The 15,107-nt window shown below is 72.3% G+C and carries 14 protein-coding genes; 8 read left to right on the top strand and 6 right to left on the bottom strand.

The annotated features are described in order from the left end of the window. Positions 1 to 181: 181 nt before the first annotated feature. Entirely contained in the window at positions 182 to 1,375 is a 1,194-nt protein-coding gene (locus ABCS02_RS22035) for an SAM-dependent methyltransferase (protein ID WP_345837826.1), read from the bottom strand. 143 nt (positions 1,376 to 1,518) lie between these two features. Here ABCS02_RS22035 and groES point away from each other — a divergent pair, with 143 nt between their 5' ends. Together groES and guaB are read left to right on the top strand one after the other, a co-directional pair. Then, positions 1,519 to 1,815 (top strand): co-chaperone GroES, encoded by a 297-nt coding sequence (gene groES / locus ABCS02_RS22030; protein WP_047543013.1) that lies wholly within the window; start codon positions 1,519 to 1,521, stop codon positions 1,813 to 1,815. A gap of 208 nt (positions 1,816 to 2,023) precedes the next feature. After that, a complete protein-coding gene (gene guaB / locus ABCS02_RS22025; protein ID WP_345837825.1) occupies positions 2,024 to 3,526 on the top strand; it encodes an IMP dehydrogenase in 1,503 nt (500 codons plus the stop codon). Positions 3,527 to 3,700: 174 nt separating this feature from the next. Here guaB and ABCS02_RS22020 read toward each other — a convergent pair whose 3' ends face one another. Further along, positions 3,701 to 5,140 (bottom strand): DHA2 family efflux MFS transporter permease subunit, encoded by a 1,440-nt coding sequence (locus tag ABCS02_RS22020; protein WP_345837824.1) that lies wholly within the window; start codon positions 5,138 to 5,140, stop codon positions 3,701 to 3,703. 77 nt (positions 5,141 to 5,217) lie between these two features. Between ABCS02_RS22020 and ABCS02_RS22015 the strand changes: the two genes are divergently transcribed. Beyond that, entirely contained in the window at positions 5,218 to 5,814 is a 597-nt protein-coding gene (locus tag ABCS02_RS22015; RefSeq protein ID WP_345837823.1) for a TetR/AcrR family transcriptional regulator, read from the top strand. A 149-nt stretch (positions 5,815 to 5,963) separates the two neighbouring features. On the opposite strand, the gene ABCS02_RS22010 is transcribed toward ABCS02_RS22015, so the two are convergent. Together ABCS02_RS22010 and ABCS02_RS22005 are read right to left on the bottom strand one after the other, a co-directional pair. Beyond that, positions 5,964 to 6,857 (bottom strand): sigma factor, encoded by an 894-nt coding sequence (locus ABCS02_RS22010; RefSeq protein ID WP_345837822.1) that lies wholly within the window; start codon positions 6,855 to 6,857, stop codon positions 5,964 to 5,966. Positions 6,858 to 6,862: 5 nt separating this feature from the next. Continuing rightward, positions 6,863 to 7,969 carry an FAD-dependent oxidoreductase gene (locus ABCS02_RS22005; RefSeq protein ID WP_345837821.1) on the bottom strand — a complete coding sequence of 369 codons (1,107 nt, stop codon included), beginning with the start codon at positions 7,967 to 7,969 and terminating at the stop codon, positions 6,863 to 6,865. Between the two features lie 112 nt (positions 7,970 to 8,081). Here ABCS02_RS22005 and ABCS02_RS22000 point away from each other — a divergent pair, with 112 nt between their 5' ends. From ABCS02_RS22000 to ABCS02_RS21980, 5 genes are all read left to right on the top strand, one after another. Next, positions 8,082 to 9,200: a GuaB3 family IMP dehydrogenase-related protein gene (locus ABCS02_RS22000; protein WP_345838009.1), complete on the top strand. Its 1,119-nt coding sequence runs from the start codon at positions 8,082 to 8,084 to the stop codon at positions 9,198 to 9,200. Beyond that, positions 9,197 to 10,063 (top strand): SURF1 family cytochrome oxidase biogenesis protein, encoded by an 867-nt coding sequence (locus tag ABCS02_RS21995; RefSeq protein ID WP_345837820.1) that lies wholly within the window; start codon positions 9,197 to 9,199, stop codon positions 10,061 to 10,063. The genes ABCS02_RS22000 and ABCS02_RS21995 overlap by 4 nt, the downstream gene beginning before the upstream one ends. A 130-nt stretch (positions 10,064 to 10,193) precedes the next feature. Beyond that, the gene (locus tag ABCS02_RS21990; RefSeq protein WP_345837819.1) at positions 10,194 to 10,691 is read left to right on the top strand and encodes a DUF3817 domain-containing protein; all 498 of its coding nucleotides are present in this window, start codon (positions 10,194 to 10,196) and stop codon (positions 10,689 to 10,691) included. A gap of 14 nt (positions 10,692 to 10,705) precedes the next feature. Then, positions 10,706 to 12,298, top strand: coding sequence for a glutamine-hydrolyzing GMP synthase (guaA, locus tag ABCS02_RS21985; protein ID WP_345837818.1), 1,593 nt, complete (start codon positions 10,706 to 10,708; stop codon positions 12,296 to 12,298). Positions 12,299 to 12,417: 119 nt separating this feature from the next. Further along, complete coding sequence (locus ABCS02_RS21980; RefSeq protein ID WP_345837817.1) at positions 12,418 to 12,870, top strand: nitroreductase/quinone reductase family protein; 453 nt, start codon at positions 12,418 to 12,420, stop codon at positions 12,868 to 12,870. Positions 12,871 to 12,877: 7 nt separating this feature from the next. Here the strand turns inward: ABCS02_RS21980 and ligD are convergent, their stop codons facing one another. Continuing rightward, positions 12,878 to 14,122, bottom strand: a complete 1,245-nt coding sequence (gene ligD, locus ABCS02_RS21975; RefSeq protein ID WP_345837816.1) for a non-homologous end-joining DNA ligase — start codon at positions 14,120 to 14,122, stop codon at positions 12,878 to 12,880. 53 nt (positions 14,123 to 14,175) lie between these two features. Further along, the gene (locus tag ABCS02_RS21970) at positions 14,176 to 15,078 is read right to left on the bottom strand and encodes a Bax inhibitor-1/YccA family protein (protein ID WP_345837815.1); all 903 of its coding nucleotides are present in this window, start codon (positions 15,076 to 15,078) and stop codon (positions 14,176 to 14,178) included. Positions 15,079 to 15,107: the final 29 nt, after the last annotated feature.

Here is a 15,107-nt window from a genome sequence, read left to right as displayed (position 1 = left end):
GGCCGGGCCTGCGCTGACGCCGTCTCCGCTCGCGGCGGCGCATAACTCCTGCAATCCGGTGCGTCGCGGCCGGGTGGTCTGCGGGATTCCGCGGTCCCGTCCGTCGGGGCCTCACGGATTGCAGGAGTTGTACGCTGCGGCGGAGGTGGACCCGGGGTGGACCCGCCGGGCGGGCCGGGGGTCAGGCGGCGACGCGGTCGGCCAGGAGGGCCAGGCGGCCGTGCGGGGTGCGGGTCAGGATCAGGGTCGCGGCGTCGGCCCCGCGCAGCTGCAGGGCCGTGCGCAGCGCGGCGGGGTCGACGTCGACCCCGCGCTTCTTGATCTCCAGGGTGCCGATGTTGCGCTCGCGGAGGGCGCGGCGAAGCGACTTCGTGTCCGCCGGCAGCTCCTCGCGCACGCGGAAGGTGGAGACGAACGGGCTCGTGTGGCCGCGGTCCGAGGTGAGGTACGCGATGCTGGGCGCGAGCATGCCCGCCTCCAGCGACCGCGCCACGTCGCCGATCAGGCGCGCGCGGATGACGGCCCCGTCCGGCTCGTGGACGTACGCGCCGAGCGCGCGCACCTCGGCGTCGGGCGTGTCCGCCGGCGCGGTGAGCTCGTGCGCGGACCCGCCCCGCAGCACGAGCGCCGCCCGCCGCACCCCCGGCCGGGCGAGCGCGCCGGACCACAGGACGAGCTCGAGCGTCGTGCCGTCGACGCCGATCCACTGCGCCTCGAGGTCGTCCGGGATCGCGTCGCGATCGAAGCCCGGCCCGAGCTTGATCCCGGCCGGCAGGCGCTGCGCGAGAGCGAAGACCCACGGCAGCGGCGGCGTGTAGTCCTCGGCGCGGACGCGCGTGGTCTCGCCGTGTCCCGCGGACCGCCGCGCCGGATCGAGCCAGACCGCGTCCGCCGCCGACAGGTCGACGTCCTCCGCGCGCGCGTGCCGCACGGTCACGTCCGAGCCGAAAGGGGCGAGGTTGTACGCCGCGATCGCCGCGGTCACGGCATCCGCATCGACCGCGTCCACCCGCACGCCGAGGGCCGCGAGGCCGAGCGCGTCGCCGCCGATCCCGCAGCCGAGGTCCGCGACCCGGGCGATGCCGGCCGTGCGGAAGCGCGCCGCGTGCAGGGCCGCCACCTCGCGCCGCGTCGCCTGTTCGAGGCCCGCGCGGGTGAACAGCATCCGCTCGGCGAACTCCCCGAACTTCGCCCGTGCGCGCTCGCGCAGGGTCGCCTGCCCGACGACGGCGGAGACCAGGGTCGGCGGATGCCCCGCCGCACGAAGCCGCGAGACGACGCGCGCGACGTCCGTCTTCGACGTGATCGGCGGGAGCGAGTCGAGGAGGGCGAGCCCCGCCGGGGTGAGGAGCGCCTCGAGCTCCGCCATCTCCATCCGCCCAGCCTACGGGCCGCAGCCCCGCGGCTGGCACTCGCGTTGCGTGAGTGCCAGTGCTTGCCTAGACTTGCGGTTAGCACTCTCACGGAGAGGGTGCTAACCCAGACTTCCGTTCACGAACGAGAAAGAAGAGGTAGACCGTGTCGGTTTCCATCAAGCCGCTCGAGGACCGCATCGTCATCCAGCAGGTCGAGGCCGAGCAGACCACCGCGAGTGGCCTGGTCATCCCCGACACCGCGAAGGAGAAGCCCCAGGAGGGCGAGGTCGTCGCGGTGGGCCCCGGCCGCATCGACGACAACGGCAACCGCGTTCCGCTCGACGTCGCCGTCGGCGACCGCGTGATCTACAGCAAGTACGGCGGGACCGAGGTCAAGTTCGGCGCCGACGAGTACCTCGTGCTCTCGGCCCGCGACGTGCTCGCGGTCGTCGTTCGCTGACACCCCTGCACGAAGGCCCGGCTGCTGCGGCATCCGGGCCTTCGTCGTTCCCCGGCCCCGCTCCGCTCCGGCCCCGCACTGCTCCGGTGTCGCTCGCGCACAGTCGGGGCCGCCGGAGCTGTGCCGGAGTGACACCGGAGCAGCTCGGAATGCCGGACCTTCGCGCGCGCTTACAATCGGTACGGGCTCTCGCGCAAAGGACATCGGCATGACGGATTACGACCCCTTCGGCTTCGTCGGACTCACGTACGACGACGTGCTTCTGCTGCCGGGTCACACGGACGTGATCCCCTCCGAGGCCGACACGTCCTCGCGCGTCACGCGCCGCATCACGGTCGCGACCCCGCTCGTCTCGAGCGCGATGGACACCGTCACGGAGGCGCGGATGGCGATCGCGATCGCCCGTCAGGGCGGCCTCGGCATCCTGCACCGCAATCTCTCGATCGAGGAGCAGGCGGCGCACGTCGATCGGGTCAAGCGCAGCGAGTCGGGAATGATCACGGACCCGATCACGACGACGCCGAACGCCACGATCGAAGAGGTCGACAGCCTCTGCGCGACCTATCACATCTCCGGTCTTCCGGTGGTCGACGAGGACAACCGCCTCGTCGGGATCGTGACGAACCGCGACATGCGCTTCGTCTCCGGCTTCGAGCGCCAGACGACGCGGGTCGTGGACGTCATGACGCGTGAGAACCTCATCACGGCCCCGGTCGGGATCCACGCGAACGAGGTCATCGCGACGTTCGCCCAGCACCGCGTCGAGAAGCTCCCGCTCGTGAACGACGACGGCACGCTCGCGGGCCTCATCACGATCAAGGACTTCGACAAGAGCGAGAAGTACCCCCTCGCGACGAAGGACGAGCAGGGCCGGCTCCGCGTCGGCGCCGCGATCGGCTTCTTCGGCGACGCGTGGCAGCGGGCCGAGGCCCTGCGCGACGCGGGCGTCGACGTGCTCGTGGTCGACACGGCCAACGGCGAGTCCGCGGGGGTCATCGACATCGTGCGGCGCCTGAAGGCGGACGAGTCGTTCGCGCACATCGACGTCATCGGCGGCAACGTCGCGACCCGCGAGGGCGCGCAGGCGCTCATCGACGCCGGTGTCGACGCCGTCAAGGTCGGGGTGGGTCCGGGCTCGATCTGCACGACGCGGATCGTCGCGGGTGTCGGAGTCCCGCAGGTGACGGCGGTGTATGAGGCCTCGCTCGCGGCGCGGCCGGCGGGCATCCCGGTCATCGCCGACGGCGGCCTGCAGTACTCCGGCGACATCGCCAAGGCCCTCGTGGCCGGGGCCGACACCGTCATGCTGGGCTCGCTGCTGGCCGGCACGGACGAGTCGCCGGGCGAGATCGTCTTCCAGGGCGGCAAGCAGTTCAAGCTGTACCGCGGCATGGGCTCGCTCGGCGCGCTCCAGACGCGCGGCAAGAAGACCTCGTACTCGAAGGACCGCTACTTCCAGGCGGATGTCCCGAGCGACGACAAGCTCATCCCCGAGGGCATCGAGGGCCAGGTGGCGTACCGCGGCCCCGTGTCGGCGGTGGCGTACCAGCTCGTGGGCGGGCTGCGGCAGTCGATGTTCTACGTCGGCGCCCGCACCGTGGAGGAGCTCAAGGCCAAGGGCAAGTTCGTGCGGATCACCCCCGCCGGCCTGAAGGAGTCGCACCCCCACGACGTCCAGATCGTGGTCGAGGCCCCGAACTACAAGCGCTGACGCCCCCCGCTGCCGCCGCCCGCGGCGGCCCGTCCCGCTCGCGGACCGGCCCGCCCGCGGCCCCGTCCCGCGGGCGCGGCCCCATCCTCGTCGAGACTGCACGTGCACTCCGAGACTGCGCGGGTATCCCGCAGTCTCGGAGCGCGGATGCAGTCTCGCCGGCGGGGACCAGGGTCAGTGCGCGGCGGCGGCCGCGGGAGCGCCCCGGCCGGCGGGCAGGAACAGGGCCGCCAGGGCGGTCGCGAAGAGCACGAACGCGCCCGTCATGACGGCGGGCTGCGCGGCCGTCACGTAGAGGTCCGGCACGAGCTGGCCGCCGGCGCCCGTGAAGATCGCCGTCAGCACGGCCGTGCCGAGCGCGATCCCGATCTCCCGGACCGTCGAGTTCACCCCGGATGCCTTCGCGTGGTCCACGACCCCGAGGGTCGCGAGCAGGGCCGTCGCGGAGGGCGCGAACACGAGGCCCATGCCGACGCCCGCGAGGATGAACGGCGCCACCATCTCGGCGTACGGGGTCGAGGTCGACATCGTCAGCGCGAGCCACAGGAGTGCCGCCCCCTGCAGGAGGAGGCCGACGAGCATGAGGATCCGGGTGCCGACGCGCGGCGCGATGATCCCGGCGAGCGGGGCCACGATCATGGGCGCGAGCGTCCAGGGGGTGGTGCGCACGGCGGCCTCGAGGGGGTTCGCGCCCTGCACGACCTGCATGTACTGGATGAGGATGAACACGGCGCCGAACGTGCCGAAGCTGAACCCGAAGCCGACGAGGTTCGTGAGCGAGAAGCTCCGGTCGCGGAAGAGGCGCAGCGGCACGATCGGGGCCTTGGCCCGCCACTGCCACAGCAGGAACACGGCCATGAGGACGACGCCGCCGATGAGCTCCATCACGATCTGGAACGAGCCCCAGCCCTCGTCGTTGGCGCGGACGATCGCGTGCACGAGCAGCAGGACGGATGCCCCTGACAGCAGGACGCCGAGGACGTCGATCCGCTGGCGCGCGCCGAAGTCGTTGCGCAGCGCGTACAGCGCGAGCGGGATGGCGATGATCGCGATCGGCACGTTGATCCAGAAGATCGCCTGCCAGTTCCAGCCCTCCATGATCGCGCCGCCCACGAGCGGCCCGACGGCGACCCCGAGGCCGGAGATGCCGCCCCAGATGCCGATCGCGAGCGGTCGCCGCGCCGGCGCGACGCCGCCGGAGATAAGCGCCAGCGACAGGGGGAGGACCCCGGCGCCGCCGAGTCCCTGGAGGGCCCGGGCCGCGATGAGCTGGCCCGGATCCGTGCTGAGCGCCGCGAGGGCGGACCCGATCCCGAACACGGCGATGCCGATCGCGAACACGGTGCGCCGGCCGAAGCGGTCGCCGAGGGCAGAGGCCAGAAGGATCATGCTCGCGAACGTCAGCGTGTAGGCGTTGACGAACCACTGCAGCTCCTCGACGGACGCGCCGAGCTCGGTGTGGAGGACCGGCAGCGCGTTGGTCATGACGAGGTTGTCGAGCGTCGCCATGAACATCGGCAGGGATGCCGCGGCGACGATGAGGGCGAAGGGGCGCCGGCGGGCCGGAGCGCCCGGGGCCACGGCATCCGGTGCCGGGGCGAGGTCGGTGGTCATCGTAGGATCCGATCGGTTGTAATTGGATGATTACAAGACACCGGCCAATGTAGTAATCCGCTGATAACATGTCAAGCGTGGCCACACGAATGAGCTCCGACGAGCGGCGCGACCAGATCCTCCTGGCCGCGATCGCGGTCTTCGGCGCCCGCGGGTACGAAGGCACGACCACCGACGAGGTCGCGCGCGCCGCGGGGGTCAGCCAGCCGTACGTCGTGCGCCTGTTCGGCACGAAGGAGAGCCTGTTCCTCGCGGCCCTCGCCGAGGCCCTCCGCCGGCTCCTGGCCGACTTCCGCGCCGAGCTCGCCCGCACCGACACCGACGTCCCGCTCCTCGAGCGGGTCGGCAAGGCCTACGTCGGGCTCCTGTCCGTGCGGGGGCTGCACCAGACGCTGTCCCACGCTTTCCTGCTCGGCGGCCACCCCGTGATCGGACCCGCCGCGCGCACCGGATTCGCGCAGGTCTGGGCGTTCTGCCGCGAAGAGGTCGGTCTCGACGGCCCCGAGGCGCACATCTTCCTCGCGAAGGGGATGCTGATCAACACCATGATCGGCTTGCGTCTCGTCTCCGATGTGGATCGGGATCGCGGCATCCGCGAGCTCTTCCAGGAGTGCTTTCCGACCGAGCTCACGCAGGTGCTCGACGTCGTCCCGCGCGCGACCGAGCCCTGGTGACCCCCCACCCCCTCTGCCCCCCCTCCGGCCCGGCCCCGCCCCCTCCCGCTGAGAACGCGCTTGTGTACCGAAATGGGCCCCCATTCGTGACATACGCGCGTTCTCAGCGAGGGGTGGGCCGGGGTCGAGCGGCGGGGGCGGGGCGGGGGTCAGGCGGGGAGCTTCTCCGGGTTGCGCACGAAGTAGAGGCGGTCGATCACGCCGGCGTCGTTCACGCGGAGCGTGAGGGTCGTCGTGACGACGCCATCCACGACCGCGAGCACCCCCGGACGGCCGTTGATGACGACCACCTCGAACCGGGAGTCCTCGCGCTGGACCGTGCCGAGGAGGAACCGCGCGATCCGCTCGGGCCCGAGGACGGGGCGGAGCGCGGCCTTGGCTCTCCCGCCGCCGTCCGAGTACAGCGTGGATGCCGGATCGAGCAGCGCCACGATCTGATCGACGTCCTCCGTGGACACGGCCGCCGCGAGGGCCGCGAGAGCGCGCTCGTCGCGCGCGCGGCGCTCGGCCGGCGTCCCGTCGACGAGCGTGCCGATCGCGCGCTGCGCGCGGGACACGAGCTGGCGCGCCGCCGCCGGGGTGCACTCGAGCACCGCGGCGATGTCGGCGTACGCGACATCCAGCACCTTGCGCAGGACGTAGGCCGTCGCCTGCTCGGGGGTCAGGGCCGTCAGCACGATGTCGAGGGCGTGCCCGAGCCCCTCGGCCTGGAGGACGGCCCACTCCGGGGAGCCGTCGTCGACGATCGGATCGGGAAGCCACGGTCCGACGTAGGTCTCGCGCCGCCGCCGCTGGGCGCGCACGGCGTTGAGGGCAAGGCGCGAGACCATGACCGAGAGGAACGCGCGGGGCGCGTCGATCTCGCCGAGGTCGACGCGCGCCCACTTCTCCCACGCATCCTGCACGACGTCCTCCGCGTCGGCGCGGGATCCGGTGATGTGGAACGCCGCGGCGAGCAGGGTCGGGCGGTGCTCCGTGAACGCCTCGAGGCGCGGATCGTGCCCGCGATCCGGGGCCGCGGCGGGCGGGCGGTCGGCTTCCACGCGGCTCATCGTACGGCGACCGGCTCGGCGGCGAGCCGCGGGCCGTCGGCCCAGCGGAACCGGCCGGGACGCTGGCGCTCGTTCCGGATCCACTGCAGCGTCATCCGGCAGATCGCCTCCTTGATCATCCCGCCCGCGACACCGCCGACGGCGAACGACCGGTCCTCGTCCTCAGCCGTCACGTGTTGCGCGCGGGCGTCGGCGCGCCCGAGGTCCACGCACCGGAGCACGTAGCCCAGGGAGAACGCGGGTGCGGGGTTGCCGGCGGCACGGGCGCGGATCGCGTCGGCCGCGTGCGCCCCCATCGGGAGCGCGGTCGCGCACGCCATCCGCAGGTGCGCCCCAGACGGATCGTCGACCCGGGCGGCGTCGCCGGCGCCGAACACGTTCGGGATGCCGTCGACCGCGAGGTCCGCGCCGACGAGGAGCCGTCCGTCGGCGTCCGTCGGGAGGCCCGAGTCCGCGGCGAGCGAGGGGACGTGGAACCCCGTCGTGTCGACCGTGATCTCGTCGTCGGGGGCGTCGTCGCGCGTCGCGCGCCTGCCGGTCTCCAGGACGACGCCTTGACCGCGCAGGTGCCGCGCGTGCGCCCGCTCCGACGGGGTCGCGGTCAGCGAGGAGGTCGTCACGACGTGGACGCGCCGGCCGGAACCGGCGAGCACCGAGGCGAGCTCGATCCCGGTAAGACCGGCGCCGATGACACGGACCGTCGCCTCCGGGCGCGCCGCCAGGGCGCCGCGCAGCCGCAGCGCGCCGGCCTCGTCCGTGACGACGTGGACGGATGCCGGCAGCGCGGCATCCCGGACGCCCGAGCCCACCGCGTACACCAGGCATCCATAGGGGAGCACGGTTCCCGAGGCGAGCTCGACCGCGTCGTTCGCCGCGTCGATGCGGGTCGCGGTGTCCTCGACGACCCGGACGTCGGGATGCAGCAGCTCGGCGAGCGGCGCGCGGGCGTCGTCGCGGAGCCCGCTCGCGACCCGGTGCAGCCGGATCCGCTCCACGAGCCACGGCTGCGGCGTCACGACGGTGACGTCCTCGCCCTGCGCGGCGAGCCGGTTGGCCGCCATGACTCCCGCATACCCCGCGCCGAGGACCACGATGCCGTCCATGTCTCTCCCATCCGCCGCATCCGATTGCGGCTCTCACAGAGGGGACACCGCCCGTGCGGATTCTGTGACAGACGGCGGCGGGGGAGGTCGCGGGTAGGCTGAGGCCGTGACGATGGAGATCGAGATCGGCCGCGCCAAGCGCGCGCGCCGGGCGTACACGTTCGACGACATCGCCGTGGTCCCGTCGCGGCGCACGCGGAATCCGGAGGATGTCTCGACGGCGTGGTCGATCGACGCCTTCCAGTTCGAGATCCCGGTGCTGGGCGCGCCGATGGATTCGGTCGTGAGCCCGCGCACCGCGATCATGCTCGGACAGCTCGGCGGGCTCGGCGTGATCGACCTCGAGGGGCTGTGGACCCGGTACGACGACCCCGAGCCGCTCCTCGCCGAGATCGCGGCCCTGCCCGACGTCGACGCGACGCGCCGCATGCAGGAGCTGTACTCCGAGCCGATCAAGCCCGGACTGGTCCGCGACCGGCTCGCCGAGATCCGCGACGGCGGGGTGACCGTCGCCGGCTCGCTCACGCCACAGCGCACGCAAGAGCTGTACGAGACGGTCGTGGCGGCCGGCGTCGACCTGTTCGTCATCCGGGGCACGACGGTCTCCGCCGAGCACGTCTCCTCAGTCGCGGCGCCCCTCAACCTGAAGAAGTTCATCTACGACCTCGATGTGCCGGTCATCGTCGGCGGAGCATCCACGTACACGGCCGCGCTGCACCTCATGCGCACGGGCGCGGCCGGGGTCCTCGTCGGGTTCGGCGGCGGCGCCGCCTCCACGACGCGCGTGACGCTCGGCCTCCATGCCCCGATGGCGACCGCGGTCGCGGACGTGGCGGGCGCGCGCCGCGACTACCTCGACGAGTCGGGCGGGCGGTACGTGCACGTGATCGCCGACGGCGGCGTGGGCACGTCGGGCGACATCGTGAAGGCGCTCGCGATGGGCGCCGACGCCGTCATGCTCGGCGTCGCGCTGGCCCGGGCGACGGATGCGCCGGGCGCCGGCTACCACTGGGGGCCCGAGGCGCACCACTCCAAGCTGCCGCGCGGCCGCCGGGTGAAGGTCGCGCAGGTCGGGCCGCTCGAGGAGATCCTCTACGGCCCCGCCCCCGTCGCGGACGGGACGGCGAACCTCATCGGGGCGCTGCGCAAGTCGATGGCCACGACCGGATACTCCGACCTCAAGGAGTTCCAGCGCGTCGAGGTCGTCGTCGCGCCCTACGAGCACGGATGACGACGTCCGAGAGCCCCGTGGCTGAGCCGGCTCACGCCCCCGAGGTCTTCCCGCCCACGCTGCGGGAGGTCATGCTCCGGCCGCGCTGGATCGGGATGCTGCTGCTGTGCCTCGTCGTGGCCGGCGTCTTCGCGTGGCTCGGGCAGTGGCAGCTCGGCCGCGCACTGCAGACCCCGGATGTCGACCCCGGGGCGACCGAGCAGGTGCAGCCGATCGACCAGATCGTGCAGCCAGGCGCCTACCTCCCGGAGCCGCTTGTCGGCCAGCGGGTGAGCGTGTCCGGCCGGTGGGTGCCGGGGGACTTCATCGTCGTGTCCTCCCGGTACAACGACCGGGTCGAGGGCTACTGGGTGACCGGCCAGCTCCGGCTCACGGACGCCGCGTCCGGGACGCCGGGTCAGCCGGTGTCGCTCGCGGTCGCGGTCGGCTGGACCGACAGCCTCGATCAGGCGCAGGCCGCGGCATCCGCTCTGCAAGACCAGACCGCCGCGAATCCGACCGCGGTCGTCGACCTCACGGGCCGGATCATCGCGGACGAGGGGCCCCTCGTGCCGCCGCACGCGGATCCGCTGCAGCTCACGCGCATGTCGCCGGCCGCGCTGCTCGGGCGGTGGCACGACACCGCCGGTCTGTCCGTTTACCGGCCGTACCTGACGGCGGCCGCGCCGCTCGCCGGGCTCACCGCGATCTCCTCGCCCGCGCCGGCCGGCGGCGGCCTGAACTGGCTCAACATCTTCTACGCGATCGAGTGGGCCGTCTTCGCCTGCTTCGCCTTCTACCTCTGGTACCGCCTCGCTCGCGATGCCTGGGAGAAGGAGGTCGAGGCCCTCACGGACCCGTCCCCCGAGGCCCCCGGGGCCTGACCCCCTCCACGCGAGAACGCGCGTATGTCACAGACACGCCGCGCAAACGTGACACAGGCGCGTTCTCGCGGGGTGGGGGACGGGCGGAGGCGGCGCGGGGGCATCAGAACGCGAAGGTAGAATCGCAGTCATGCCTGCCGCCCCGAAGCTCGCCTCGTTCCCGGCGATCCGCGGCGCTCTGCGCTTCTACGAGATCGCGGCCGCCATCACCGGCACACTCCTGCTGCTGCTCGTCGTCGAGATGATCGTCAAGTACGGCTACGGCTACGAGCTCTATGCCGGGGGCTCCGGCGGGGCGCTGTGGCTGCATCCGACCGCCGCCGACACGGCGGGGCTCGCGCAGACCGGCGGTGCCGTCAACCTGTCGACGCTGATCCTCATCGCGCACGGCTGGTTCTACGTCGTCTACCTCTTCGCGTGCTTCCGCATCTGGAGCCTCATGCGCTGGCCGTTCTGGCGCTTCCTCGTCCTCGCCGCGGGTGGCGTCGTGCCGTTCCTGTCGTTCGTCATGGAGGTCGTGGTCGTCCGCCAGGTGCGCGCCTACCTCCGCGCGCGCGAGGCGGCGGAGGCCGTCGCGGTCCCGGCTGGGAGCCCGACGCTCACGAGCTCGACCCCCACGCAGGACTGACCCGGAAGGCATCCGTGACGGAACAGAACGACGCGTCTGCGCAGACCGAGCAGCGACCGGTCCTCGTCGTCGACTTCGGTGCGCAGTACGCGCAGCTCATCGCGCGCCGCGTGCGCGAGGCGGGCGTCTACAGCGAGATCGTGCCGCACACGGCCTCCGCCGCCGACATCGCCGCGAAGAACCCGGTCGGGATCATCCTGTCGGGCGGTCCGTCGTCGGTGTACGAGGAGGGCGCGCCGGCGCTCGACCCCGGCGTGCTGGAGCTCGGGGTGCCGACGCTCGGCATCTGCTACGGCTTCCAGGTCATGGCGCGGCAGCTCGGCGGCGAGGTCGCCAACACCGGCCTGCGCGAGTACGGCGCGACGGATGCCACGGTGGTCGCCGGCGGCACGCTGCTCGCCGGCCAGCCCGCCGAGCAGAACGTCTGGATGAGCCACGGCGACCAGGTATCCCGTGCCCCCGAGGGCTTCGACGTCCTCGCGCGGACGGATGCCACGGCCATCGCCGCCTTCGGCGACGACGCCCGGCGCCTCTACGGCGTGCAGTGGCACCCCGAGGTGAAGCACTCCGACTTCGGCCAGCGGGTCCTGGAGAACTTCCTGCACGACGCCGCCGGCATCCCCGCGGACTGGAACAGCGGCAATGTCATCGCCGAGCAGGTCGCACGGATCCGCGCGCAGGTCGGATCGGCGCGCGTCCTGTGCGGGCTGTCCGGAGGCGTCGACTCCGCCGTCGCGGCCGCCATCGTGCACGAGGCGGTGGGCGACCAGCTCGTGTGCGTGTTCGTCGACCACGGCCTCCTCCGCAAGGACGAGCGCGCACAGGTCGAGAACGACTATGTCGCCGCCACGGGCATCCGGCTCGTGACGGTGGATGCCGAAGACCGGTTCCTCGATGCGCTCGCGGGCGTCTCCGACCCGGAGCAGAAGCGCAAGATCATCGGCCGCGAGTTCATCCGCGCGTTCGAGGGCGCGGCGGCCGACCTGGCTGCGGAGGCCGCGGCCGACGGCGAGCCGATCCGCTTCCTCGTGCAGGGGACGCTGTATCCCGACGTGGTCGAGTCCGGCGGCGGCAGCGGCACCGCGAACATCAAGAGCCACCACAACGTCGGCGGCCTGCCCGAGGACCTGCAGTTCGAGCTCGTGGAGCCGCTGCGGACCCTCTTCAAGGACGAGGTCCGCGCGATCGGCCGCGAGCTGGGTCTGCCCGAGGTCATCGTCGCCCGTCAGCCGTTCCCCGGCCCGGGCCTCGGCATCCGCATCGTCGGCGAGGTCACGCGCGACCGCCTGGAGATCCTGCGGGATGCCGACGCGATCGCCCGTGCCGAGCTCACGGCGGCGGGGCTGGACGCCGAGATCTGGCAGTGCCCCGTGGTGCTCCTCGCCGAGGTGCGTTCGGTGGGCGTGCAGGGCGACGGCCGCACCTACGGGCATCCGATCGTGCTGCGTCCGGTGTCGAGCGAGGACGCCATGACGGCGGACTGGAGCCGCCTGCCGTACGACGTCCTCTCCCGGATCAGCAACCGCATCACGAACGAGGTCCGCGAGGTCAACCGGGTCGTGCTCGACGTGACGTCGAAGCCCCCGGGGACCATCGAGTGGGAGTGATCCCGGCCTTCGAGCCCGCATAACTCCTGCATTCCGTCGCGCGGCCGCCTGAGAGCCCCGCTGCCGGCCGTTCTCGCGCCGATGTGCAGGAGTTGTGCGGGACGGAGGAGGATGGCGCTATGAGCGACGAGCGCTATGTCAAGCCGACGACCTGGGATACCGCCTTCAACGCGGTCGTTGGATGGTCCACCCGGATGGGGATGCCCATGGCGGGCAGCCGCGTGCTCGCGGTCCGCGGCCGTGCGAGCGGGGAGTGGCGGACGACGCCCGTCAATCCGCTCGTCGTGGCGGGCGAGCGCTACCTCGTCGCGCCCCGCGGGGAAACGCAGTGGGTGCGGAACCTGCGTGCCGCGGGCGGCCGCGGCGAGCTCCGCAAGGGCCGATCCGCCGAGGCGTTCTCGGCCGTGGAGATCCTGGATGCCGAGAAGCCGCCGATCCTCCGCGAGTACCTGCGGGTCTGGGCCTGGGAGGTCGGCCGCTTCTTCGAGGGCGTGGACAAGGCCTCGTCCGAGGCGAAGCTGCTCGAGATCGCCCCGGGCTTCCCCGTCTTCCGCCTCGCGCCCGCGGAGTGAGCGAGGGCTAGGTGCGGCCCGGCCACGTGCGGCCCGCCCATGGATCGTAGTCGGCCTCCAGCTCGCCCTGAGCCGGCCGCTCCGGCTCGGGCACGTGCTGAAGGTTGACCCGCACGCGGTACCAGAGCGAGCTCGACCCGCGCATCCCGTCCAGGAGCACGTCGGCGGGATGCAGCATCCCGACGACGTCCGGATGCTTCGCCTTCCACGCCTCCAGCGCCTCGAGCGCCTCCGGCTTGGTCTTCGTCCGCGCGACCTCGATGAGCGGCATCGTCGAGACCCGCCGGCCGGATCGGTCGCCGCCGCGCGGAGCCTCTCGAGGCGGGGGCCCAGCAGGCCCGAGCTCGGCGGCCAGTGCGAGGAGCCCGTCGAGCACGCCCGCGGCGTCGTCGATCCCGGCGTGCGGGTCTCCGCGCTCCGCGAACCGCGCGGGCACCGTCCGCACCGTGAACTCCTCGGGGCGGCGGATCCGCACCTCGTCCCAGTCCAGCGGCGTCGACACCCGGGCGTCCGGCAGCGGGCGGACGGAGTAGGCCGAGGCCACGGTGCGATCCTTCGCGTTCTGGTTGAAGTCGACGAAGACGCTCTCGCCGCGCTCCTCCTTCCACCAGCGCGCCGTCGCGAGCCCGGGCGCGCGGTTCTCGACCTCGCGCGCGAGCGTCTCCGCCGCCAGGCGCAGGTCGCGGAAGTCCCACGCCGGGGCGATGCGGACGAGGATGTGTAGGCCGCGGGATCCGCTCGTCTTCGGCCATCCGACGAGGCCGTGGTCGTCGAGCACCTCGCGCGCCACCATGGCGACATCCACGATCTGCGTCCATTCCACGCCCGGCATGGGGTCGAGGTCGATGCGCAGCTCGTCGGGGTGGTCGAGGTCCTCCGCCCGCACCGGGTGCGGGTTGAGGTCGAGGCAGCCGAGGTTCACGACCCAGGCGAGGCCCGCGGCATCCCGGATCACGGCCTCCTCCGCGGACGTGCCGCGGGAGTAGTGCAGGGTCGCGGTCTCGACGTAGTCGGGGTGGTTCTCCGGCACGCGCTTCTGGAAGAACGGCTCCTCGTCGATGCCCTTCGGGAAGCGCTTGAGCACCATGGGCCGTCCGCCCGCGCCGCGCAGGGCGCCATCCGCCACGTCGAGGTAGTACCGGACGAGGTCGAGCTTCGTGATCCCGCTATCGGGGAAGACGACCTTGTCGGGGCTGGACACCCGGACGACGGTCCCGCCGACGTCGACGTGGGTCTCGCTCTTCGCGCTCACGCCCCCACGCTACGGCGTGCCCCCGACGCCCGTCATCCCATCCGCGGTGGGGGCTAGCCGTTGCCGCGGAGCAGGGCCAGGATGCGGAGGATCTCGAGGTAGAGCCAGACCACGGTCACCATGATGCCGAACGCGCCGAGCCAGGCGTGCTGGCGGGCGGCGCCGTTGCGAACACCCTGCTGGATCGAGTCGAAGTCGAGCACCAGCGAGTACGCGGCGAGGATCACGACGAAGACGCCGATCACGACACCGAGGGGCAGCCAGCCGAACAGCTTGACGCTGTAGAGGCCGAACGCGCCGCCGGCGATCGGGGCGTTGAACACCATGAGGAGGAGGTTGACGAGACCGAAGACGAGGTAGCCGACCATCGCGACGAGGAAGATCTTCGTGGCGCGGGCCGAGGCGCGGATCTTGCCGCTCGCGAAGAGCGCCAGCGTGACGCCCACGACCGCGAGCGTCGCCAGGGTCGCCTGCACGACGATGCCCGGGTAGATGAACTCGAAGAACGCCGAGATCCCGCCGATGAACAGGCCCTGGAACGCGGCGTAGAGGAAGATGAGCGGCGGACGGACCTTCGTGCGCGAGCCGAAGATCACGACGAGTGCCATGACGAAGCCGCCGATCGCGCCGATGATCCAGGGCAGCACGTTCGGTCGACCCGTCGCGGGGACGCTCGACATGGTCCAGATCCAGCCCGCAACGGCGGTCACCAGCAGGATCGCGAAGAGGCCGAGCGTCTTGATGACGGTGTCCTCGACCGTCATCCGGCCCGTCTCGATCGCGCCCGCGGCGGGAGCCGAGTACATGCCCTCGAGGTGCGCGGTGGTCGCGGTGTCGGTCGCGGCCTGCGTGGCGGTCGCCTGTGCCGCGGTGGGCGCGGCCGCGCCGGGCGAGCGGCGCCCGGCGCCGGGCTCCTGGAACGCCGGGTTGCTGAATACAGGGTTGCTCGAGGCCATGGCGGTCTCACACTCCAGTGCTGTCGGTA

The sequence above is a fragment of the Microbacterium sp. X-17 genome (assembly GCF_039615055.1).
This window is presented reverse-complemented; position numbering and strand designations above follow the sequence as displayed.

Bases quoted from the DNA above. Each gene is read 5' to 3' on its own strand.
- ABCS02_RS22035 (WP_345837826.1), bottom strand. From the start codon at position 1,375: ATGGAGATGGCGGAGCTCGAGGCGCTCCTCACCCCGGCGGGGCTCGCC.
- ABCS02_RS21990 (WP_345837819.1), top strand. From the start codon at position 10,194: ATGCCTGCCGCCCCGAAGCTCGCCTCGTTCCCGGCGATCCGCGGCGCT.
- ABCS02_RS21980 (WP_345837817.1), top strand. From the start codon at position 12,418: ATGAGCGACGAGCGCTATGTCAAGCCGACGACCTGGGATACCGCCTTC.
- ABCS02_RS21995 (WP_345837820.1), top strand. From the start codon at position 9,197: ATGACGACGTCCGAGAGCCCCGTGGCTGAGCCGGCTCACGCCCCCGAG.
- ABCS02_RS22020 (WP_345837824.1), bottom strand. From the start codon at position 5,140: ATGACCACCGACCTCGCCCCGGCACCGGATGCCGTGGCCCCGGGCGCT.
- ABCS02_RS21970 (WP_345837815.1), bottom strand. From the start codon at position 15,078: ATGGCCTCGAGCAACCCTGTATTCAGCAACCCGGCGTTCCAGGAGCCC.
- ABCS02_RS22000 (WP_345838009.1), top strand. From the start codon at position 8,082: ATGGAGATCGAGATCGGCCGCGCCAAGCGCGCGCGCCGGGCGTACACG.
- ABCS02_RS22005 (WP_345837821.1), bottom strand. From the start codon at position 7,969: ATGGACGGCATCGTGGTCCTCGGCGCGGGGTATGCGGGAGTCATGGCG.
- guaB (WP_345837825.1), top strand. From the start codon at position 2,024: ATGACGGATTACGACCCCTTCGGCTTCGTCGGACTCACGTACGACGAC.